The 20,266-nt window shown below is 54.5% G+C and carries 20 protein-coding genes and 1 tRNA gene; 15 read left to right on the forward strand and 6 right to left on the reverse strand.

Annotated features, from left to right (window positions below; genetic code table 11):
• Positions 1 to 75 precede the first annotated feature (75 nt).
• Both ppnN and M8006_RS10390 read left to right on the forward strand, forming a co-directional pair.
• On the forward strand, positions 76 to 1,458 hold the full coding sequence (gene ppnN, locus M8006_RS10385; protein WP_284047012.1) for a nucleotide 5'-monophosphate nucleosidase PpnN: 1,383 nt from the start codon (positions 76 to 78) through the stop codon (positions 1,456 to 1,458).
• 256 nt (positions 1,459 to 1,714) lie between these two features.
• Positions 1,715 to 1,791: transfer RNA gene (locus M8006_RS10390), tRNA-Pro, on the forward strand.
• 323 nt (positions 1,792 to 2,114) lie between these two features.
• On the opposite strand, the gene M8006_RS10395 is transcribed toward M8006_RS10390, so the two are convergent.
• A complete protein-coding gene (locus M8006_RS10395) occupies positions 2,115 to 2,573 on the reverse strand; it encodes a MerR family transcriptional regulator (RefSeq protein WP_250081895.1) in 459 nt (152 codons plus the stop codon).
• Between the two features lie 86 nt (positions 2,574 to 2,659).
• On the opposite strand from M8006_RS10395, the gene M8006_RS10400 reads away from it, so the two are divergent.
• The 5 genes from M8006_RS10400 to M8006_RS10420 all read left to right on the forward strand — a co-directional run bounded on the left by M8006_RS10400 (position 2,660) and on the right by M8006_RS10420 (position 7,002).
• Positions 2,660 to 4,846 carry a heavy metal translocating P-type ATPase gene (locus M8006_RS10400; RefSeq protein ID WP_250081896.1) on the forward strand — a complete coding sequence of 729 codons (2,187 nt, stop codon included), beginning with the start codon at positions 2,660 to 2,662 and terminating at the stop codon, positions 4,844 to 4,846.
• Complete coding sequence (locus tag M8006_RS10405) at positions 4,843 to 5,013, forward strand: hypothetical protein (RefSeq protein ID WP_250081898.1); 171 nt, start codon at positions 4,843 to 4,845, stop codon at positions 5,011 to 5,013. Before M8006_RS10400 ends, M8006_RS10405 begins: the two co-directional genes overlap by 4 nt.
• A 192-nt stretch (positions 5,014 to 5,205) precedes the next feature.
• Positions 5,206 to 5,970, forward strand: a complete 765-nt coding sequence (locus M8006_RS10410) for a cytochrome c oxidase assembly protein (RefSeq protein ID WP_250081900.1) — start codon at positions 5,206 to 5,208, stop codon at positions 5,968 to 5,970.
• Entirely contained in the window at positions 5,948 to 6,412 is a 465-nt protein-coding gene (locus M8006_RS10415; RefSeq protein ID WP_250081903.1) for a copper chaperone PCu(A)C, read from the forward strand. Before M8006_RS10410 ends, M8006_RS10415 begins: the two co-directional genes overlap by 23 nt.
• 11 nt (positions 6,413 to 6,423) lie before the next feature.
• The gene (locus M8006_RS10420; protein ID WP_250081905.1) at positions 6,424 to 7,002 is read left to right on the forward strand and encodes an SCO family protein; all 579 of its coding nucleotides are present in this window, start codon (positions 6,424 to 6,426) and stop codon (positions 7,000 to 7,002) included.
• A 22-nt stretch (positions 7,003 to 7,024) separates the two neighbouring features.
• On the opposite strand, the gene M8006_RS10425 is transcribed toward M8006_RS10420, so the two are convergent.
• Positions 7,025 to 8,398, reverse strand: coding sequence for a heavy metal sensor histidine kinase (locus M8006_RS10425; protein WP_250081907.1), 1,374 nt, complete (start codon positions 8,396 to 8,398; stop codon positions 7,025 to 7,027).
• Complete coding sequence (locus tag M8006_RS10430) at positions 8,398 to 9,069, reverse strand: heavy metal response regulator transcription factor (protein ID WP_250081909.1); 672 nt, start codon at positions 9,067 to 9,069, stop codon at positions 8,398 to 8,400. The genes M8006_RS10425 and M8006_RS10430 overlap by 1 nt, the downstream gene beginning before the upstream one ends.
• A 135-nt stretch (positions 9,070 to 9,204) precedes the next feature.
• Here M8006_RS10430 and uraH point away from each other — a divergent pair, with 135 nt between their 5' ends.
• From uraH to msrQ, 3 genes are all read left to right on the forward strand, one after another.
• Positions 9,205 to 9,627, forward strand: a complete 423-nt coding sequence (gene uraH / locus M8006_RS10435; RefSeq protein WP_250081910.1) for a hydroxyisourate hydrolase — start codon at positions 9,205 to 9,207, stop codon at positions 9,625 to 9,627.
• 189 nt (positions 9,628 to 9,816) lie between these two features.
• Complete coding sequence (msrP, locus tag M8006_RS10440; RefSeq protein WP_250081912.1) at positions 9,817 to 10,833, forward strand: protein-methionine-sulfoxide reductase catalytic subunit MsrP; 1,017 nt, start codon at positions 9,817 to 9,819, stop codon at positions 10,831 to 10,833.
• Positions 10,833 to 11,453, forward strand: coding sequence for a protein-methionine-sulfoxide reductase heme-binding subunit MsrQ (gene msrQ / locus M8006_RS10445; RefSeq protein ID WP_250081914.1), 621 nt, complete (start codon positions 10,833 to 10,835; stop codon positions 11,451 to 11,453). Before msrP ends, msrQ begins: the two co-directional genes overlap by 1 nt.
• Positions 11,454 to 11,492: 39 nt before the next feature.
• Here the strand turns inward: msrQ and M8006_RS10450 are convergent, their stop codons facing one another.
• Positions 11,493 to 12,332, reverse strand: a complete 840-nt coding sequence (locus M8006_RS10450; protein ID WP_250081916.1) for a helix-turn-helix transcriptional regulator — start codon at positions 12,330 to 12,332, stop codon at positions 11,493 to 11,495.
• 157 nt (positions 12,333 to 12,489) lie between these two features.
• On the opposite strand from M8006_RS10450, the gene M8006_RS10455 reads away from it, so the two are divergent.
• From M8006_RS10455 to M8006_RS10475, 5 genes are all read left to right on the forward strand, one after another.
• On the forward strand, positions 12,490 to 13,656 hold the full coding sequence (locus M8006_RS10455; RefSeq protein ID WP_250081917.1) for an MFS transporter: 1,167 nt from the start codon (positions 12,490 to 12,492) through the stop codon (positions 13,654 to 13,656).
• Between the two features lie 291 nt (positions 13,657 to 13,947).
• Positions 13,948 to 14,373, forward strand: a complete 426-nt coding sequence (locus tag M8006_RS10460) for an OsmC family protein (RefSeq protein WP_347709757.1) — start codon at positions 13,948 to 13,950, stop codon at positions 14,371 to 14,373.
• A gap of 396 nt (positions 14,374 to 14,769) precedes the next feature.
• The gene (locus M8006_RS10465; protein WP_250081919.1) at positions 14,770 to 15,867 is read left to right on the forward strand and encodes a methyl-accepting chemotaxis protein; all 1,098 of its coding nucleotides are present in this window, start codon (positions 14,770 to 14,772) and stop codon (positions 15,865 to 15,867) included.
• Positions 15,854 to 17,590 (forward strand): putative bifunctional diguanylate cyclase/phosphodiesterase, encoded by a 1,737-nt coding sequence (locus M8006_RS10470; protein ID WP_250081921.1) that lies wholly within the window; start codon positions 15,854 to 15,856, stop codon positions 17,588 to 17,590. Before M8006_RS10465 ends, M8006_RS10470 begins: the two co-directional genes overlap by 14 nt.
• Positions 17,591 to 17,644: 54 nt before the next feature.
• Positions 17,645 to 18,166, forward strand: a complete 522-nt coding sequence (locus tag M8006_RS10475; protein ID WP_250081923.1) for a DUF302 domain-containing protein — start codon at positions 17,645 to 17,647, stop codon at positions 18,164 to 18,166.
• A gap of 84 nt (positions 18,167 to 18,250) precedes the next feature.
• Here the strand turns inward: M8006_RS10475 and M8006_RS10480 are convergent, their stop codons facing one another.
• Both M8006_RS10480 and M8006_RS10485 read right to left on the reverse strand, forming a co-directional pair.
• The gene (locus M8006_RS10480; protein WP_250081925.1) at positions 18,251 to 18,976 is read right to left on the reverse strand and encodes a cytochrome-c peroxidase; all 726 of its coding nucleotides are present in this window, start codon (positions 18,974 to 18,976) and stop codon (positions 18,251 to 18,253) included.
• Positions 18,977 to 19,296: 320 nt separating this feature from the next.
• Complete coding sequence (locus M8006_RS10485; protein ID WP_250081927.1) at positions 19,297 to 20,049, reverse strand: YiiX/YebB-like N1pC/P60 family cysteine hydrolase; 753 nt, start codon at positions 20,047 to 20,049, stop codon at positions 19,297 to 19,299.
• Positions 20,050 to 20,266: the final 217 nt, after the last annotated feature.

Here is a 20,266-nt window from a genome sequence, read left to right on the forward strand (position 1 = left end):
TAGCAACTTGTTTTACCCTTTTTGCTTTCAAACTCTATCAGTACGTTGAATAAGCCCAGGATGGATAGCCCCACTATGAGCCATACCCCCCAGCCGCGCCCGACGCTGTCGAGCATCATCTCTCCCGAAGGCAGCCTCGAAGTGCTCTCGCAGCATGAAGTGAATCGGCTGCAGCGCACCTCGAAAAGCGGCCTACACGAGCTGCTGCGCCGTTGTGCACTCGCGGTACTTAACTGCGGCAACCCAACCGATGATAGCTTGGCACTAATGGAGGCGTATAAAGATTTTGATATTGAAGTACTACAGCAGGATCGCGGCATTCGTTTAAAGCTCACCAACGCCCCGGCGGAAGCCTTTGTCGACGGCCACATGATCCGCGGTATTCGCGAGCATTTATCGGCAGTCATTCGCGACATTGTCTATGTCTATAACGAAATCCAGCAGCACAACCGCTTTGACCTCACCACTGGTGAAGGGACCACCAACGCGGTATTTCATATTCTGCGCAAAGCAGGCACGTTAAAGCCTAGCCGCGATCCAAGCTTGGTGGTGTGCTGGGGTGGGCACTCCATCTCACGCGATGAGTACGAATACACCAAAGACGTGGGTTACCACCTGGGGCTTCGCGATTTAGATATTTGCACCGGCTGCGGCCCCGGCGCGATGAAAGGCCCGATGAAAGGCGCTAACGTTGCTCACGCTAAACAGCGCCGTCGCGAAGGACGCTATTTAGGTATCTCTGAACCAGGGATTATTGCTGCCGAAGCGCCCAACCCAATCGTCAATGAATTGGTGGTGATGCCGGATATCGAAAAACGCCTGGAAGCGTTTGTCCGCCTGGGCCACGGGATTGTTGTTTTTCCCGGTGGCGTCGGCACGGCAGAAGAAATTCTTTATCTCCTAGGAATTTTGCTTCACCCCAGTAATGCCGACATTCCTTTCCCACTGATTTTTACCGGCCCGGCAGACTCGGCTGACTATTTTAAGAAAATCGATGAGTTTTTGGTCTACACCCTTGGCGAGGCCGTGCGTGATTACTACACGATCATCACAGGTGACCCCGTCGAGGTCGCGCGGCAAGTGCGACGTGGAGTGGATGAAGTCACTGAGTTTCGCCGCACTCATCAAGATGCGTTCTACTATAACTGGCGTTTAACCGTGGCACGGAATTTTCAGGCCCCCTTTGAGCCCACCCACGCGGCAATGCGCTCGCTAACGCTCGATAATGATCAGCCAACCCACGAGCTTGCGGCCAATTTGCGACGTGCATTTTCAGGCATCGTCTCTGGCAACGTAAAAGAACAAGGCATCCTCGCCATCGAAGCCGAAGGCCCCTTTGAGCTCAGCGCCACACCCGAGCTGATGCGCCGCTTAGATGCCCTGCTCAGTTCATTTGTGGCTCAAGGACGCATGAAGCTCGACGGCGATACCTACACGCCCTGCTACATACTGAAATAGCGGCATAAATTATTCACTAATCATCCGTCTAGCTTACGCACGCCGATACTGACCGGTGTCGGCGCGCTACTTGCTATCATCACAATGCGGGCCGCCGACTGAAGCGTCATGTATGGATATAACCAACAAACAGGGCATTCGCCCAACAATAAAATTCAAGCGCTTGAAAATAAGCGTAAATAGGCTTTTCATTTTCCTCTTAAACCGCTAGTATACGCACCGTCTTGAGACATTAAATCGCCTCAAGCCAGACAGTCGGAGCGTGGCGCAGCTTGGTAGCGCGTTGCAATGGGGTTGCAAAGGTCGCAGGTTCGAATCCTGTCGCTCCGACCAGAATATTCCGTAAAAACGGCCACTTAGCTAAAAAAGCTAGTGGCCGTTTTTTGTTAGGCATACTGCTAGATGACATATAGGTGGCACCTAGCAGCCATTATCACCACAGATCTACTTGTAGCCTTAAATACACATCAAGGTGACCGTGGGTCTTGATCAACAACTCAATGGGTCTTCCGAATGATTGATCTTGCCCAGCAACACAGTGGAAACTGGTGTAAGTGATCAATCGGGCTTCAAAAGCCTCTGGGCTGATCATTCCAATTGCACTGTGCCGCCGTTGCCTGTTGTCGTCCATCAGCAAGGGACTGAGAGCGTAGCGGCTAACCCAGGTCTTGGGCCCCACCATGCGCCGTTTCACTGATACAGTGCTGGTGGTCACTTATCACCTCAATGATTCGGCAGCTCTCTATCTTGCCACCGGCGCACTGGGTGACCATCCGCTGAAGTTCGTCCCGAAGTACAGAGAGTCGCTGAAGACGAGACTCCACTTTCTCCAAGTGATGCTTGGCAATGGCATCGACCTCCTGACAGGGCATATCGGGCTGGTCTGACATTGCCAATAGCTCACGCACGGCGTCTACTGAGAAACCGAAATCTCGGGCATGGCGTATGAAGGTCAAGCGCCGGACGGCGTCTTCCCCGTAGCGGCGCTGCCCCCCTTCGGTACGCAACGCATCGCGCAGTATCCCAATGCGTTCGTAATAACGCACCGTTTCTGGCTTGCAGTCTGTCCGCCTTGCTAGCTCACCGATGCTGATGCTTTGGCTCCTTGAGGGCATTGTAAAACTCCTTCCGAATGACTTGAAGCTGTAGCTGCTACAAGTTTTACACTTCAAAACAATAACGTATCGGAAGGATAGGCACCATGGAAAAGTCAACGCATACAGCAGCGCCTGGGGTATTGACGCTGCAGGTCGAAGGCATGGACTGCGGCGGTTGCGAACGCAAAGTAGAGTCCGCACTGGGGCGCTTGGACGGCATTGAGGGAGTGGCAGCAAGCTCGGTCACCGGTTCGGTGAGGATCCATTCCCAAGATCACGGGGCGCCGCCGCAAGAGACAATTGAGCGAGTCGTGAAGGAACTGGGCTACCAAGTGGTCTCGCAAGATGGGCAAAAAGACCCTTCGGCCTCTTCAACACCTTGGTGGCAAACCGCTAAAGGGCACCTGGTCATTATGACGGGAACCCTTCTTGTAGTGGCCTTTGCACTACGTATGGTCTGGCCGTCCTTGGGTAATTCCCCTTTCATCTTGGTCACTCTAGTGGGCTTGGTGCCCATCGCCCAGGGTGCCTGGGGCGCGCTGAAGATGCGCAACCCCTTCACTATTGAAATGCTGATGTGCATCGCTGCTCTTGGCGCATTGGCCATTAATGCGGCCGCTGAGGCGGCGATGGTGGTTTTCCTGTTCGCTGTAGGGGAGCTGCTGGAAGGGGTGGCGGCTTCACGGGCGCGTCGCAGTATCTCGGCCTTAGCGAACTTAACGCCGTCCATGGCAAGGCTTATGGAAAACGGCGATGTTCGCGAGATCTCAGCGAATTCACTCAAGCCCGGTCAGCAAGTACTGGTGCGCCCTGGCGACCGCGTTCCTTGTGATGGTCGTATTTTGGCCGGAGAGTCAGATATTGATGAATCGCCCGTCAACGGTGAGTCCATACCGCGATGGCGTGCGCCGGGTGATGATATCTTTGCCGGTACAGTGAACCTTGATGCCGCCCTGGAGGTAGAGGTAACACGAGGCGCCGAGGACAACACCATTGCACGGGTTATCCGTCTGGTCGAAGAGGCGCAGGCTGCCAAAGCCCCAATAGCGCGCTTTATCGACCGCTTTGCCTATTACTACATGCCCACGGTTGTCGTTCTCGCGCTATTGATGGCAGTGGTACCTCCGCTGGTCTCAACGATGGCGTGGTCAGAGTCCATTTATCGTGCTCTGGCTCTGCTATTAATTGCTTGTCCCTGCGCATTAATCATCTCAACCCCTGCCGCGATTGCGGCTGGCCTATCGGTAGGCGCTCGTCGCGGTCTGCTGATCAAAGGTGGCGCCGTGCTTGAGCAGTTGGGCAAGCTTCGCCTGATCGCTTTTGATAAGACCGGCACACTCACTGCGGGCACGCCCAGGGTTACCGACGTGGAAGACTGGACCACCGGGCAGAACGAAAACGAAGTATTGAGGCTGGCAGCCGCCATGGAGCGTGATTCCAGTCACCCCATCGCCACAGCCATTTTCTCTCATGCGCAGCAGTTGGGTCTTGTCATCCCCCAAGGCGTTGCCAACCGCGCACTTCCCGGTCGGGGCGTCGCAGGACAGGTAGAGGGGCGTGAACTGAGTTTGATGACGCCTCGTCACTTGGCGGAACAGATCGTTCTTGACGAAGTGTTAAGCGCACGTTTAGCCAAGTTGGAAAGTACTGGCAAGAGCCTTGCCATACTCGTTGAAGGTGATCGACCACTTGGCCTGATTGCTGTACGCGATGAGCCGCGTGAGGATGCTATCGAGGGGCTTGCCGCTCTGTCACGCCTGGGAGTCGAAGCCGTCATGCTCAGTGGCGACAATGCGCGCACGGCCAGTGCCATTGGTGGGTCTTTGGGCATTGAAGCCTATGGCGAATTAATGCCTGAAGACAAGGCTGAGCGCGTTCGTACCTGGCAAGCCGCTGGTCGTGGCCCCATCGGAAAAGTAGGAGATGGTATCAACGATGCCCCAGCACTGGCTGCAGCAGACGTAGGTATCGCCATGGGTGGCGGGACGGATGTGGCATTGGAAACGGCGGATGCAGCCCTGTTGAAGAACCGGGTTACCAGTATCGCCGAGCTGATCGACCTGTCTCGTGCCACGCTGCGTAATGTTAAGACCAATGTGGCTCTCGCCCTCGGTCTCAAGGCTGTTTTTCTGGTTACCACGGCAATGGGTATCACCGGCATGTGGATCGCGGTGATGGCAGATACCGGTGCCACCGTATTGGTCACCTTAAATGCCATGCGTCTATTGGGCTATCGCGTTTCATTCAGTGCCACACCGACTGAAATGCAGCAAGGGGAAGCCACGTCATGAATACGCCATTTTTCTGGGCGGGTCTCACCGGTAGCCTTTGGACACGCCTTGATCAACGCAATGCTGATGGTGTTGACTTCGATTACGAACAGCTTAGCGATTTACTGGCATTATCCAACGGACTCATCGAACCTCTGGACCCCAAGCCAAAACCGAATGATAAATAAGACGACGATATCAACTGAGATCACCGCAACGTTGGTAGCATCCACTTGCCGCATTGTGCAGTCGCTGTCTAAGCTGTCTCAATATGCCTAATCTGAGGGAGAAGGGCTATTGACGTCGCGCTGAGCTACTTAAGGCCTTGGGAATTTTCACTGACGTGGGCGACCGCCTGCGTACTGGCTATTTTTCTCTACTTGCGTGGCCTCCAACAGCGCCATCGGCTCGGTGAGCCTACAAACATAGCTCGTACACTCGCCTACCTGCTGGGGGTGGCGGCGATCTATGGCGTCACCCTGACCCATTACGACTATCTCGCTCAGTACATGTTCTTTGCCCATCGTGCCCAACATTTGGTATTGCATCACGCGGCCCCCTTCTTGATCGCTTTGGCAGCCCCCCTGCCAGTATTGATCGAAGGTTTGCCAATGCGAATTAGACAACTCTTTAGGGGGAGGTTAGTTGCGCGTGTACTGCACCCCACCTATAGGGTTCTTCAGCACCCGATAATCGCCCCTGTTCTATTCGTTGGACTTATCTATTTTTGGCTGATCCCCGAGATTCACTTCGATGCCATGCTAAGCGCTGACCTATATCAGGTGATGAATTGGAGCATGGCACTGGATGGGCTACTGTTTTGGTGGCTGATCTTTGATTATCGCTCGCCGCGACAAGGTGGACTCGGCTATGGTAAGCGCATTGTCATTCTATTGGCGGTGATCCCACCGCAGATTGTCCTGGGCGCTTATATCGCTTTCAGTCAGGAAGTAATATTTGATGTCTATGAGGTTTGCGGTCGTGCTTGGCCGCTGGATCCCCTAGATGATCAACGTATTGGCGGTTTACTGACCTGGATTCCAGCCACCATGATGAGTGTTCTTGGTGTGCTTATCGTTCTTAGTTTTATATTCCGTGACGCTCGTAATGAGGATACCGTTCATGCTTCCCACCCCGCTCGCTAATTTACCGCGCCCAATGCGTATCTTGTGTTTGACCCTTTTGCTGTTTTTCGCCATGCCCAGCGTACTATTCGCCGCAGATTTGCAGATAAGTGATGCTCGCATACGACTACTGCCGGGCGATATTCCGGCTGCGGGCTATGTCACCCTAACGAATGCTGGTGAAAACGACACGACGCTGATAGGGGCAGAGAGCGCCGCTTTTGATAACGTCTCGATACATCAAAGTGTTACTCAGGATGGAGTCGCCACCATGCAACACGTGGATCAGTTAACAGTAGCGGCGGGTGAAAAAGTTAAACTTGCTCCAGGGGGCTATCACCTAATGCTGATGAAGCGGAAGCACCCTATCGACGTCGGCGATGAAATCGAAATAACCCTATTGTTACGCAACGGACAGCAGCTGAACGCTAAATTCCATGCAGGAGCACCCACAACACAGTAGGAGCAAGAAGAATGCGTCAATTGTTTATGCCTGTATTCGTATCGCTGTGGCTGATGGGATGCGCTGATCAAACGTGGCAGACGAAAGATATCTCAGGCCTTATGCCTCCGTTGGCATTTGATCTTGTCGATGAAAACGGAAATGACGTGACTGCCGATCAATTCCTTGGCAAGAGCACACTGCTGTTTTTTGGTTTCACTCATTGCCCTGACATTTGTCCTACTACGCTTGCGCGCCTCGACGCTGTCATCCAGCGGCTAGAGGGGGCTTATCGCGATGATATCCAGGTACTTTTTGTCTCTGTAGATCCCCGTCGCGATGACCCAACGACACTGAGTACCTACACAAACGCTTTCGGCCCCCAGTTCATCGGGCTCACGGGGGACAAAGCAGCGCTTGATAAGCTTACACGCCGCTATCGTGTTACCTACGGGTATGGTGAAGAAGATAGCAGCGGTAATTATGATGTGTCGCACTCCAGCGCGGTATTCGCTTTCAATGAGCAGGGGGAGGCCCGTGTGCTTATTCGCGATAGCGACCCCATGGATGCGGTGGCAGCCGATATTAAAAGGCTTGTCAATGAGGGATAAAAGGCTTTAATTGATCAAAAGATCAAACATTGGGCGTACACGGTAGCCAAAGGGTAAAGGTCGTACCTTTCTCAGAATGGCTCTCGACCTGCACGTCACCATCGTGCCATTGAGCAATGGAGCGGACAATAGCCAGCCCAAGTCCTCCCGAGTTGGCCAGACTGGTTCTTGCTGGATCGCAGCGATAGAACCGCTCGAACACGCGGGGTAAATCATCAGGAGATAGTGCTTCACCGTAGTTATGCACCCACAATTTGACCCATCCTTCGATGTTCGAGGTGCCGATATGAATCGGTGTTTCAAAGCGACCATAACGCAGCGCATTGGCAATAAGATTGGCCAGCGCCCTACGGAGCAGATCGCGGTTGGCGAGAATGGTTCCATTTGACTGGTTGACTAGCCTGCGCCCTTCGTCTTCCGCCATGCCCTCGAAATACTCGCAGAGCTGCTCAACTAGCAGGCGCAGGTCAACCACTTCACGCGGGATTTCCTTCAAGGGATTTGCAGTGCGCGCCAGCAGCAGCATACTGTCAATCATTCGTGACAGACGCTCGTATTCCTCAATGTTAGATTCAAGCACCTGCCGATACTCCTCGGCGCTTCGTTCCCGGCGCAGGGTATGCTGTGTCTGCCCCAGCAGGTTAGTCAAGGGCGTCCGCAACTCATGGGCCATATCCGCAGAATGCCGGAATAGCTGAGAGAAGCCTCCCTCCAGACGATGCAGCATCCGATTGAGACCGTGACTTAGGGCAACGATCTCTTTTGCCTCACGGTCGATGTCCAAGCGACGATTTAGGTGATGCATATCGATGCGGTTGGCCTGCTCCGACAATCGCCGCAATGGGCGAAGCCCACGCCGGCTAACGCCCCACCCCAGCAAAAATGCGAATAACGCGCCAGCGGCCAAGGCCAGCCATAGCCGTAACCGGTAAGCCGCTAGCATCTGCCGTCGTTCGTCGAGTAGCTTACCGGCCACCAGCGTTAGTGAGCGCCCGTCCTGCTCGAAGGTCTGCCACGCCACTCGCGCCGGACTCTCTCCGCGCACATTATCGAGCCGTACCCCTTCACTGGCCAGTAGATCGGGCACAGGCAGATTCCCTGGATTAACCTCGATCAGTACATTGCCCTTGGTGTCTAGTACCCACAAGAGGCTATCGCGGTTACCTAGCATGTTGGCGTAGAGTTGGGGGCGTTGGCGCAGAGCGGCAATGCTCTCACCGCCGTCAAGCAGCGTTTCCATGCGCTCCAGGCGTCCGCGCAGCATCTGGTCGTCGCGCCACGCGATCTCACGATTCAGTGTGTGATAAAGGTAGGCGCCGATGCTGCCCAGCAGCAGTACGCTGACAAGGGCAAACAGCAACGACAAGCGCGCCGCCAGAGAATGGTGGATCCGCATTAGGCACGCGCCTCCAGCACGTAGCCCATGCCGCGCTCGGTGTGAATTAGCTTGGGGGTGTAGGCATCGTCAACCTTGGCACGTAGCCGTCGGACCGCAACTTCCACCACGTTGGTATCACTGTCAAAGTTCATCTGCCAAACCCGTGAGGCAATATAAGTGCGCGACAGCACTTCTCCTTCACGATCAAGAAACAACTCTAGCAGCGCGAACTCTTTATTGGTCAGCCCGATGCGCTCACCCTGGCGAGTCACCCGACGGCGAAGCACGTCCATCTCCAGGTCAGCCACGCGAAAGTACTCAGCCTCGCGAACCGGGCCGCGACGCCGCAGTGTTCGCACCCGCGCTAACAGCTCGACGAAAGAGAATGGCTTAATCAGGTAGTCGTCAGCGCCCAGTTCCAGCCCCTTGACACGGTATTCCACTGCATCACGGGCAGTCAGAAAAAGAACAGGGACCTGGCTGCGGCGACGGATCCGTTTCAACAGCTGCCAACCGTCAAGTCCCGGTAGCATGACGTCAAGGATGATCAGATCAAACTCACACTCTTCGATCAAATACCACGCCTCGTAACCGTCTCGCCCCACCTCAACACGATACCCCGACTCGCTGAGCCCTTTGCTTAGGTAGTCAGCGGTCTTATGCTCGTCCTCCACCACCAAAATATGCATGCCGCCCTCCGCGAAATCGGCACAGAATAGTCGACCCCGGGCTTTTTTCCTATTACAAAGCTGTAATCCTGGCGTCAGGTGATTGACGAGACAGGTGTGTCAGGATGGCGTTGTCAATTTAACAAGGAGATTCTCATGACATCACGACTGACTCGACTGCCTCTACTAGGTGCTGGTATCGTCCTAAGCAGCGCCGTCGCTACTGCTATGGCCGCCGACAACCCGCTTAGTGTCCACGTGCTTAACATCCAGAATGGTCAGCCGTCGCCGGGCGTCGAGGTCGAGCTTGAGCGGCGCACCGACACAGGATGGAAATATTTGTCCACTGAAACCACCGACAACGCTGGCCGCATCTCGGCTCTTTACCCTGAGGACGAAAGCTTTGAGCCGGGCGTGTACCGCGTCACCTTCGAAACCGGCGAATGGTTCGAGGCGCGTGACACCGCTACCTTCTTCCCGGAGATTCCGGTGCTCTTCCAGGTGGAGAACACCATGCAGCACTACCACGTGCCGATGCTGCTCAGCCCGTACGGCTACTCCACCTACCGCGGCAATTGATGATCGAATCGCTGGGTCGGCTCAACTGAGCCGATCCATATCTAACAGTCCATCTATGAGGTGACCTATCTGTTTTAATCAGTCGGCATTATAAACACCTGCGACTCAAAGAGTTGATTGGGGTAAAGCGTTTAACAGCCCGGTCGACTTGTCTCAGCACTCAATATCCACTATTGGTGGGAGCAGCTTATGCTGATCAAAATTGCCAAACCGAGTGACTTGCACGAATCCGATGTCACACCCGAATCTATCTATCTTTCCCGGCGGCGCTTTATGGGCGGCATGGCGGGCTTAGGTGCAGGACTTGCCCTTTCCGGCCACGCCCGCGCTAACGCCGACTACTCAGACGTACCCGACGGCAATGCGCCAGCGTGGCTGAAAGAGAAAATCAGCGACACCCAATGGCGGGCCATCACCCCTAGCGACCCAGAAAAAGATAAAATCGCCCCCTTTGATGACGCCAGTGGCTACAACAACTTTTTCGAGTTCGGCACCGACAAAGGCGACCCTGCCCGCTATGCAGGCAGCCTGCAGACCGAGCCGTGGAGCGTGGTAGTGGATGGTGAGGTTAACAACGGAGGGCGTTTTGCCTTAGAGGACTTCGCCAAGCCTTCACAGTTTGAGGAGCGCATTTACCGCCTGCGCTGCGTAGAAGCCTGGTCGATGGTGATCCCCTGGCTGGGCATTCCGCTGGCGGAAATCATCAAGCGTGCCGACCCCACCAGCAAAGCCAAGTACGTGCGCTTTGAAACCCTGGTAGACCCCGAACAGATGCGCGGTCAGCGCTCCTCATTCTCGATCATCGACTGGCCCTACGTGGAAGGCTTGCGCCTGGACGAAGCCATGCACCCACTGACGATCATGGCCATGGGCATGTACGGCCGCGAACTCCCCAACCAAAATGGCGCCCCCCTACGGCTGGTAGTGCCCTGGAAATACGGTTTTAAAAGCATCAAGTCGATTGTGCGCATCTCACTGGTAGAAGAGCAGCCGATTAACTCCTGGCAGCAGATTGCCGCGGATGAGTACGGCTTTTATGCCAACGTTAACCCCAATGTGGACCACCCCCGCTGGAGCCAGGCCACCGAGCGGCGCTTACCTAACAGTCTATTCAGCACCAACACCATCGACACTCGCATGTTTAACGGCTACGAAGATGAAGTCGCCGAGCTATATGCCGGCATGGACTTGAGGAAGCACTACTGATGGCAACGCAGCGCAAATGGTTAGTCTGGCGCGTGGCGGTGTTTCTGGCCGCACTAGCGCCGTTGGTATTCTGGAGTTGGCAGGTGGCGAACAACGCCGCCGGCCCGGAGCCAGGGCGCTACCTGTTGCTCAACATTGGCATTGGCGGGCTGTGGATGCTGCTGCTCACCCTCAGCCTGACGCCGCTGACCAAGCTCACCCGCTGGAAAGGCTTCGCGCTGATCCGGCGCCAGTTGGGGCTCTGGACGCTGGCCTACGCCACCCTGCATATGCTCAGTTACGCGCTATTCATCTTGGGGCTTAACTGGGCACTGCTGGGCAGCGAGATCGTCAAGCGCCCCTACATTATCGTCGGCATGATCGCGCTGATCGGCCTGTCCGTACTCGGCGCCACATCCAACAAATGGTCGATGAAGCGCCTGGGTAAACGCTGGAAGCCGCTGCACAAATTTTCCTACCTCATTTTAAGCTTGGTGCTGCTGCACTTTTTCTGGGTCGTACGCGCCGACATGAGCGAATGGGCCATGTACGCCGCTATTGCTGCGCTCATTATGGCTACCCGCCTGCCCCCTTTTGCTCGCTCCCTGCCTAAACTGCGTTATCGGTTGAGTCGTACTTAACCCAATAGCAATTTTATAATAGCTGGTTCTTCTAACAAGTCAGTCCACCATCCACTCATTAAAAGTCCGCCGCTCGGTATCGGTTCCCTTGTGCGCATAGTAAACCAGCCGCAGGTGGCGCTCGTCATCCACGGTGAGCGTCGTGTGTTCAAACGCCACGGCACCAAGCGCTTCAAGATATAGATGACGCACTCCCTGACAGGGCGCGTTGACCTCCTGATTTTTCCACCATGCCTTAAACTCAGGCGACACTTTGGTTAACTCTTCGACCAGCCCATCGATAGCGGGATCCTCAGCCGCACGGGCAAAGTCGCGTTGGAAGCTGGATAGCATTTGGCAAACCTGCTCTTCCCAGGGTGATAACAGTAGGCGCATGGCAGGGTCGGTAAATAACAACCACAGCATATTGCGGCGTTCCGGCACGTGAGCAGAGAAGTTGAACAGCTTATCGGCGGCGGCGTTCCAGGCCAGTACATCCCAGCGTAAGTTGAGGATATAAGCGGGCCGCGTGGGCAGGTCGTCCATCAATGTTTGCACCAGCGGCGGCACGCTACACCAGGTTTTACCTAGCTCAGAGGGTAGCCGCTGATGGGCAAGCAGGAACAGATGGCGGCGTTCCGCCGCATCCAACTTGAGCGTCTTGGATAAGTTGTCCAGAAACGTCGCCGATACGCTAATATCTCGGCCCTGCTCCAACCAGGTATACCAAGTCAGCCCCACGCCCGCTAACGCGGCGACCTCTTCGCGCCTTAACCCAGGCGTGCGCCGTCGGCGACCACGTGGCAGCCCCACCTCTTCCGGCGCGATTTTATCGCGATGCTTACGTAGAAATGCAGCCAAGTCTTCCCGCGTTCGAGTGAGCGTTCGGGGAACAGTCATCTTGTTACCTTTACTAACTTATCATTTTTAATAGCTTATCACTTTTAGTAATAGCATAAATGGTTAAATTGTACCCCTTTAAAACCCTCTCCAGAATAGCCTCTCGCTGACATAACTAGCGATGACCTATCGATCCTTATCTAACCTGGAGAGTGTGATGGCTGACCAATCTCGTTTATCGGTTTATTTAGTTGCCTTGGGTGCATTTGCGCTGGGGATGGCCTCTTATGTCACCGCTGGGCTTATTCCACTTATCGGCGACGCTTTTAGTGTCTCTGCAGCCAAGGCCGCTCAATTAGTCACGGCGTTCACACTGGCCTATGGCTTAGGCTCGCCCGTCATCGTGGCACTACTGCCCGGCCATCATCAACGCTTGGGCTTACTGGTGGCGTTAGCGATTTTTATAGTGGCTAACATCGCCAGTGCGCTGGTCACCAGTTTTATATCCCTCGCTATATGGCGAGCTATCGCAGGCGTGGGCGCAGGGGTTTATCTTGCCATGGGCATTGCCGCCGCAGCCGCCATCACGCCCGAAGTGCAGCGTGGTAAAGCGATTGCGATCATTATGGGCGGCATGGCGAGTGGAACGGTACTGGGGGTGCCTGTCAGCCTGCTGATGGCGGAACGCTTAGGTTGGGCGTCAGCCATGTGGCTAATCGCAGTACTCGGCTTCATCGCCTGCGCGGGGCTACAGCTTAAACTGTCTGCGCTTCCAGCCGCACCAACACTGTCACTTGTCCGCAAACTGGCGATTTTGAAAAGCCCCCATGCCATGGGCATTCTGACAGTTTCTTTATTGGCGGCCATTGCCAGCTTAGGTATGTATACCTTTATCGCCCCGTTAATGGCGGCCGCCGAGTCAGGTGCTGTTGAGTCGATCACCGGTTATTTGTGGGTGTGGGGAATTGGCGGTGTCGTAGGCAGCTTTCTGATTGGCCCATTGGTCGACAGATTTAACGGCCCGATAATGACCTTGGCGATTATGCTGCTGCTCTTTATCGCGCTGATCGCCCTACCTTTTTCGGCATCTATTCATCCACTGCTGGCGTTACTGCCGATTGCGCTTTGGGGCGCCGTAGGCTGGGCGCTGCAAGTGCCGCAAAACAACGAGCTAGTTCGTATCCGCCAGGCCCATGGCGACGGCAATTTGGCGGTCGCGCTCAATGAATCAGCGCTCTATTTAGGCAGCGCGATGGGAGCGGCGGGCGGGGGTATTTTGCTTGCCATCCATCAGCCCATTTCGACATTAGCGGTGGGCGCAGGGGCAATCGCCGTAGTAGGGGCATCAGTACAGTTGGCGCTTGTGGTAAATGCCAAGCATTAATGCCGCAGGTTATTAGCGAAGAGTACTCGGATACACGGCAGGCCTGATGCCACTCCACATTATTGCGTTTTATGATCTCATTTGCGTTCATCTGGCTCTCCTTGCCACACTTCCCACTTTCACGCACAGCTCGCACCAAGAAAATAACGCGATAGTAAGCTACCCTGCTAGTCGCAGGCTCTTGCGATGTTGCTTGTCTTTACGATGGAAGCCTTGTTGCTGCAAGGTAAGCATGAGCGTCAACACATTAAAACGTAAGCAGTATAACCCCCTAATTAACTCGGAGCTTTTATGACGATGACAAATTCGGCAACCGCCCAATGGAAAGGTGGCCTGAAAGATGGTGAAGGCAGCATTTCTACCGCTAGTGGTACGCTAAACAATGTCGCCTACGATTTTCGTAAGCGCTTTGAAGGGGCTCAGGGAACCAATCCGGAAGAGCTCATTGGGGCCGCACACGCAAGCTGTTTCTCCATGGCGTTTTCGCTGGAGTTAGAAAAAGCCGGCCATAAGACGAGCAGCATCGACACCGAAGCTACCGTGACGCTGGACCCGGAAACGCTCTCCGTGACAGCAGTGCATCTGACTACCCGCGGCAACGTACCGGGTGCCGATCAAGCTGCTTTCGAGAAGGCGGCCAATGATGCCAAGCAAAATTGCCCGATCTCAAAGCTATTGAATGCCGAAATCACGCTGGAAGCCGTTCTGGAAAATTGATCGCCACGGTAACGTGAGCTGTATTTAGGCCGCTTCCGGGCGGCCTTTTGCTGTCACTGCCTAACCAACCAGCCGCCTTTTTGGTGCTTCGTGAGATACTGGAGTTTGCTGGTAGCTCTGGCCGTGCTGATGCACTGACTCATCATATCGCCATAGAGGTGCTTATCGCGTAATGACGTTTGGAAATACCCTTCAAACGCTAGAAAGTATGCATCGCTACCGTTAATACAATATCGGGTTGATATTGTAAGGGTCTGACCGTCCTCGTCACTCATTCTCTGTTGACTAAAACGGTTTAAAATAAATACAAAAAGCGAAAACTGTCACAAACTTTTAAGAACGTTTGTTCCATAATTACAATTTAATACGTCATTGCAATGCCATACGAGGAAACCCATGAAGACAATAGACACGCGTAACACCCATCCACCTCTCTGGCCACGAGCATTAAAAACCGCCTTGATTGTCGGGCCACTGTTGACAGTCATCAACCAATTCGATGCGCTTTGGCAGCTAAACGACTTCAGCCTTTGGCAATTCACTCTCACCATGCTGGTACCCTTCGGCGTTTCATGGCTTGGCGCCTCCGGTGCCAAACAGCACTTTAACCGCACCACCCACGGGCATGGCGAGCGCTTTGATCGTATCGCCGACCTCGCCGACACAATTCGACGTAATGCCCAAGCGGTAAATCAGGCTTCCCAGAAACGCCATGCGTTCGTTGAGCAGGTCCTCAATCACAGCCGCCAGGCCGGCAAAGATGCCGAACACCTGCAATCAACCGCTGAACAGAGTTGCATAACGCTACGTCAAGCCAATCACGACGCCGCCGACGTTAATTCGCGTATCCAACACGTCGCCGATGGCATGTCAGAAGGCCGCGCACTCACACAGCAGACGGCTTCTGCGGTCGATACGTTCAGCCAGCAGTTTAAAGATATTCAAGACATGGCCGCCAGCATTCAGCACATTGCCACGCAAACCAATTTGCTCGCCGTTAACGCCCGTGTCGAGGCAGCTCGCGCCGGAGAAGCTGGGCGCGGGTTTGCCGTCGTAGCGATGGAGGTCAATAAATTGGCCGACAGCGCCGCCAAGGCCGCCGATGATATTCACCAGCGCCTGGAGACGCTGTCCAACACCACCATTAATGTGACGCAGAAAATGCAAGCATTACAAGGCCAAATCGACACCCTCGAAGCTGAAAGCCATGCTGGCCAGCGCGGCGTGGCTACCGTAACGGCGGCGATTGATCATGCCACCGGCGCGGCCGATGAAGCCGCAGGCCACGCGATGCATCAAGTAGAGACAACCCGCGGCGTCATCCGCGATTTAACGCAAGTGTTGGACGATACCCAACAAGCCATTGAGCGCTCGGCTAATAACCAACAGCTTGCCTTTGACTTGCTCGGCCACGTGGCTAGCGACACCGTCATGTCCACACAAGAACCGGCGGCGGCGCTACCAACATCAGGTGGTCAGCATGGCATGGCGTGATTGGTTTAATCTCTCCCGACACATGGTCAACTGCTCCCAAGCGTTGCAAAACGCGAACCGCCGGCTGCGCCAAGAAATCGTCGAGCGTCGTGAAGCCCAAGAGCGCGTCGCAAGCCTTGCCCGTTTTCCTGAAGAAAACCGCCAACCGGTAATGCGAATCAACCGTCGTGGCGAGCTATTGTACACCAACAGTGCCGCAAGAGTGCTGCTCAATCACTGGCGCTGCGATGCTCCAAGCGATAGCGAGCCCAAACAATTGTGCGTGCCAAAGGCGTGGCAAGCACGCATTGATAGCGCTTTAACAAGCGGCGAACTCGTGGAGGTAGAATATTATCTTGATCATCGTTGGTTATTATTAACGCTCACCCCGCTTCACGATGCGGACTACGTCAACCTTTATGGCACCGATATTACTGACCGCAAAGCCTATGAACAGGCGCTAGAGCAACGTAACCGTTACGACGAACTCACTGGCCTAATCAATCGCCACGTGCTTAATGACCGTGTCGATCAGGCCTATCACACCGCCGCTAGCCAAAACGGCTTTGCGCTCGTCGTGTTGGATTTGGAAAATTTTCGCTTAGTGAATAGCTTATTGGGTCACCAAGGCGGGGATGAAGTGCTTACTGCGCTGGCACAACGCTTACGTCAGCAAGTGGATGTCACCGCCACCCCAGCACGTCTAGACGGCGATACATTCGCGGTCCTCCTCCCCCTTACCACCTCACTCTCCCGCGTGACAGCAGATGTTGAACGCTGGCTGAGCGCCTTGGCTGAACCGTTTGAGATTGATGGCGAACGTATCGAGTGCCAAATTGTTGCGGGCATCGCGTTAGGCCCGCAAGATGGCGAAGATGCCCGTGCACTTTTACGCCACGCGCAATTAGCGGCTCATCGCGCGCGACAAACCCAGCAGCGTTATCACTTTTTCGTGCACGAGCTCAACACTCACCTACATCAACGCCATCAGCGCCTACAAGCCTTAAAAGACGCTATTCACAATGATAGGTTGGTAATGTTTTACCAGTTGCAGTTCGACGCCTATGGCGTGGCGGTCGGCGCGGAAGCCTTAATTCGCTGGCCACAGCCGGATGGCAGTATGATACCGCCTGGGGATTTTATTCCACTGGCGGAAGAAAACGGCCTGATCGTGCCCATTGGTCGCTTAGCGCTGACACACGCTTGCGCTCAAGCGGCAAAGTGGCGACACAGCGGCCATCCACTGCGCGTTGCGGTCAACTTAGGCGCAGAGCATATCCACGACCCTGCGCTACCAGCATTGATTGAAGAGCTGTTAGCGCACTACCGCTTGCCCGCCAGCGACGTGGAAATTGAAGTCACCGAAAGCACACTTATGCACGATATCGCCCAAGGACGCGAGCAGTTACAGCGGTTACGCGCGCTGGGCATTGAGATTGCGTTGGACGACTTTGGTACCGGCCACACTTCGCTAGCGTACCTGCGCGATTTACCCGCACAGCGGCTAAAACTCGACCGTGAGTTTGTCACCGATCTACCCCAAAAGCCCGATAACCAAGCAATCTGCCGCGCCGTGGTCACACTGGGACACGCCATGGGCATGGCCGTGTTAGCCGAAGGCGTAGAGAATGAAGACGAGTATGCACTGCTCAAAACCCTGGGGGTAGATGAGTTTCAAGGCTTTTTGCTGGCCCGTCCCACGCCGAGCCCGCAAGTGAGCGAGCGCCTCAAGGCATCAGCGTAAAAAACGGTTACTTCCTAACCGCCCACTTAATTTCCTACTACAGGAGCATTTCTTATGACACACCCTCTCTTACGCTTTTACAGCACCACGTACTTGTTAGCGACGCTTTTCGTTTTTAGCGTGTTGCTTACCTTACCACTCACCGTCAACGCGGATGAGCACGGCGACTGGCCACAGGAGGGCTGGGACGTTATCAAGACCGAAAAGGGCCACAGTGCGTTAGTAGAAGATCTTCGCGAGGCGGTTCTTAACACCGACATGTTCGTCGTTACCGAAGCAAGCCCCACCGCCGCGGCGGCCAGGCGCGGTGAAACTATTCCTGGCAACCAAGTGATCGGTGTTTTTCGCAATGATTTTGCCGTGCGCATTATCCGTCAAAGCGTACCCGCCATGATCGAAGCACCACTGCGTTTTTACGTGACCGAAAATCCTTCAGGCACTGCTACGCTATCATGGAAAACACCCAGCGCGGTGTTTGCCCCCTACGCGCAGAATAATGGTGGTGAACTTGCTCAGATTGCCAGCGAACTCGATGAGATTTTCGCGCGTATTGCCGATTTAGCAACGCAACCGTAAATGACGCGGGGCAGGTTTAAAGACCTGCCCCGCTGGTGTAAAGCGGCTTATATAAAACCACTTATGTAAAGCCCCGTTTAATAATCACATCGTGACGTTGCAGTCACCTTCTGCTTCGCCAGCAAAGCGGGCTCTGGCGTGCACCACATACGCCGCCAGTGCGGCTAAATCGTCAGATGCCCAATCCAGTGGCTCGGCGGCCATCGGTGCCACCATACAGAGTTGAACCATCTCATCGGCGTGGACGGTGTCCATGCCAAACTGGTTGACCCCCATGCTCACCTGATGCGGGTAAGGCTGGTTGAACGAGTCTTGATAACCCGATTGGCCATCAGTGCCGTGGCAGCTGGCACACGATAGCCCGTTGGTGCTTAACGAAGTGTCGTTGAACAGCATTTCTCCACGTTCAATGAGTGATTTAGGGTTGTCACCGTTTTCGTCGTAACCGGGTTCGTAACCGTCCGGGCGTGATACCAACGCCGTGCGCTCGTTGGGCTGTGCGCTCCCTTCTGCTTCTGCTTCTGCTTCTGCTTCGCCCTCTGCCTCTCCTTCTGCTTCGCCCTCTGCCTCTCCTTCTGCTTCGCCCTCTGCCTCTCCTTCTGCTTCGCCCTCTGCCTGCGCTTCAGCATGGTTGCTGGCCAACAGTAACGTGCTTGATGCTTCATTGGGCATGGCATCAACGTTCTGGCCGCTAGCCACAGCCTCTAGCGCGCCACCGCTTGCCACCAGCGCAAGTGCTGGCGCGGTATAACGCAACTGGCGGCGCAGTTTGCCGAGTAAGTCTTGGCGTTTTTGTTGATTAATGGACATAGTACTATTCCCCTTGATGGTGTTGCCGTAAGTGGCATCGCGCTATTTTCCGCGCAAGCTACCCACTGTGCTGCTTGATTGTTCTGTCGCAACACTTAATGAGTGAGCCACGCCTTGGACTCCTTACAGCCAAGATCCAAATCCATCTATAAAAACGATCATTTTCAGTCCAGCGGGTAGGAACAAGGTTTCGCCTATTTTGATACCCCAACCAAGTAATATTATGCAGACTTAACCTTTCGTAGGGGCACCACGGTCGTTTTTTCATGCTGGTGGAGCCTGAAAGCCCCCGCCAGAATGGCTTTGCCTGCTTGCAGGCGTTATTTCCAGTGCAGCCGGTAGGGATCAAAGTCTTTCGTCAAGCGAGGTTTCACAATGGCAAAGTAGGGAGACAAATCGAAATCCCGGGGCGTAAATAATGAATAGTGGCGCTGAGTCAGGTAGAAGGCATTCGTACGGGCGAAAGGTTGCGCCGTCGCCGAGACACCAACCGCAACCGGTAGAATGGGGTAATGAATAGACTGAAAGGCCTGTGCAATTAATGTCGAGCATATCGCCCGCGTGGGATCCCCGCTACCCAATGTAAGAAAGTGCTTCCGAAAGCGCTGCGGGATAGGAGGTAAAGGGAAAAAATAGCGCGCCAAATCGACGATGTTGTGCAAGTCATATTGGTGTCCAAGCCGCTCACCGGCATAAGCAATGAGTCTGTCAATGTCCTCTTCGGCCAAGCCAATTGGACGGCAAATTCTCAAATGGCATCCCTCAAACTCACTTAGCCCGACTACGCGCACCCCTTGTGCTACATCCGCTTCGATAAAACACCCTTGCTCTTGATCGCCATATTGCTTGGCGCGCTCATTGCCTACATAAAGCGCCGCATGCGACCACGACGACTGCGTGAGATATTGGATCACCACGCTCAACCGTGACGAGCCTTCCACCAGCAATACATCTCCCGGTTTTAGGTAGTCTGCAATGTCGGCTTCAACTGGCCCCGAACTAGGCTGCCCCTCTCTCGGGCAGGAAAGCCAGCAACTCATCAGATATCCCACACGATGCAGCACAGTCTTCATCTAGATTCTCCCCTTTTACCTGCTGTTAATAGGTGATGGTTTGCATCGCATCTTTACAGCGCGAATGTAAGAATTCCCGTAGATGGCTGGTTTAAGCATGCGGAATATTTTCAGATCGAATTGGCTATTTGTGACCCCAGTGCTCCACGATCAATGTACCCGTTATCTTAACGTGGTCACCATTGGCGTATTACTGCCTAACCGTTTCCTCGACCCG

This window comes from Halomonas llamarensis (genome assembly GCF_023555005.1).
In the GTDB taxonomy this organism is placed as follows: domain Bacteria; phylum Pseudomonadota; class Gammaproteobacteria; order Pseudomonadales; family Halomonadaceae; genus Vreelandella; species Vreelandella llamarensis.

What these genes read in the sequence shown, in the direction of transcription:
- ppnN (WP_284047012.1), top strand. Translation starts at nt 76, where the DNA reads ATGAGCCATACCCCCCAGCCGCGCCCGACGCTGTCGAGCATCATCTCT.
- M8006_RS10395 (WP_250081895.1), bottom strand. Translation starts at nt 2,573, where the DNA reads ATGCCCTCAAGGAGCCAAAGCATCAGCATCGGTGAGCTAGCAAGGCGG.
- M8006_RS10400 (WP_250081896.1), top strand. Translation starts at nt 2,660, where the DNA reads ATGGAAAAGTCAACGCATACAGCAGCGCCTGGGGTATTGACGCTGCAG.
- M8006_RS10405 (WP_250081898.1), top strand. Translation starts at nt 4,843, where the DNA reads ATGAATACGCCATTTTTCTGGGCGGGTCTCACCGGTAGCCTTTGGACA.
- M8006_RS10415 (WP_250081903.1), top strand. Translation starts at nt 5,948, where the DNA reads ATGCTTCCCACCCCGCTCGCTAATTTACCGCGCCCAATGCGTATCTTG.
- M8006_RS10420 (WP_250081905.1), top strand. Translation starts at nt 6,424, where the DNA reads ATGCGTCAATTGTTTATGCCTGTATTCGTATCGCTGTGGCTGATGGGA.
- M8006_RS10425 (WP_250081907.1), bottom strand. Translation starts at nt 8,398, where the DNA reads ATGCGGATCCACCATTCTCTGGCGGCGCGCTTGTCGTTGCTGTTTGCC.
- M8006_RS10430 (WP_250081909.1), bottom strand. Translation starts at nt 9,069, where the DNA reads ATGCATATTTTGGTGGTGGAGGACGAGCATAAGACCGCTGACTACCTA.
- uraH (WP_250081910.1), top strand. Translation starts at nt 9,205, where the DNA reads ATGACATCACGACTGACTCGACTGCCTCTACTAGGTGCTGGTATCGTC.
- msrP (WP_250081912.1), top strand. Translation starts at nt 9,817, where the DNA reads ATGCTGATCAAAATTGCCAAACCGAGTGACTTGCACGAATCCGATGTC.
- msrQ (WP_250081914.1), top strand. Translation starts at nt 10,833, where the DNA reads ATGGCAACGCAGCGCAAATGGTTAGTCTGGCGCGTGGCGGTGTTTCTG.
- M8006_RS10450 (WP_250081916.1), bottom strand. Translation starts at nt 12,332, where the DNA reads ATGACTGTTCCCCGAACGCTCACTCGAACGCGGGAAGACTTGGCTGCA.
- M8006_RS10455 (WP_250081917.1), top strand. Translation starts at nt 12,490, where the DNA reads ATGGCTGACCAATCTCGTTTATCGGTTTATTTAGTTGCCTTGGGTGCA.
- M8006_RS10460 (WP_347709757.1), top strand. Translation starts at nt 13,948, where the DNA reads ATGACGATGACAAATTCGGCAACCGCCCAATGGAAAGGTGGCCTGAAA.
- M8006_RS10465 (WP_250081919.1), top strand. Translation starts at nt 14,770, where the DNA reads ATGAAGACAATAGACACGCGTAACACCCATCCACCTCTCTGGCCACGA.
- M8006_RS10470 (WP_250081921.1), top strand. Translation starts at nt 15,854, where the DNA reads ATGGCATGGCGTGATTGGTTTAATCTCTCCCGACACATGGTCAACTGC.
- M8006_RS10475 (WP_250081923.1), top strand. Translation starts at nt 17,645, where the DNA reads ATGACACACCCTCTCTTACGCTTTTACAGCACCACGTACTTGTTAGCG.
- M8006_RS10480 (WP_250081925.1), bottom strand. Translation starts at nt 18,976, where the DNA reads ATGTCCATTAATCAACAAAAACGCCAAGACTTACTCGGCAAACTGCGC.
- M8006_RS10485 (WP_250081927.1), bottom strand. Translation starts at nt 20,049, where the DNA reads ATGAAGACTGTGCTGCATCGTGTGGGATATCTGATGAGTTGCTGGCTT.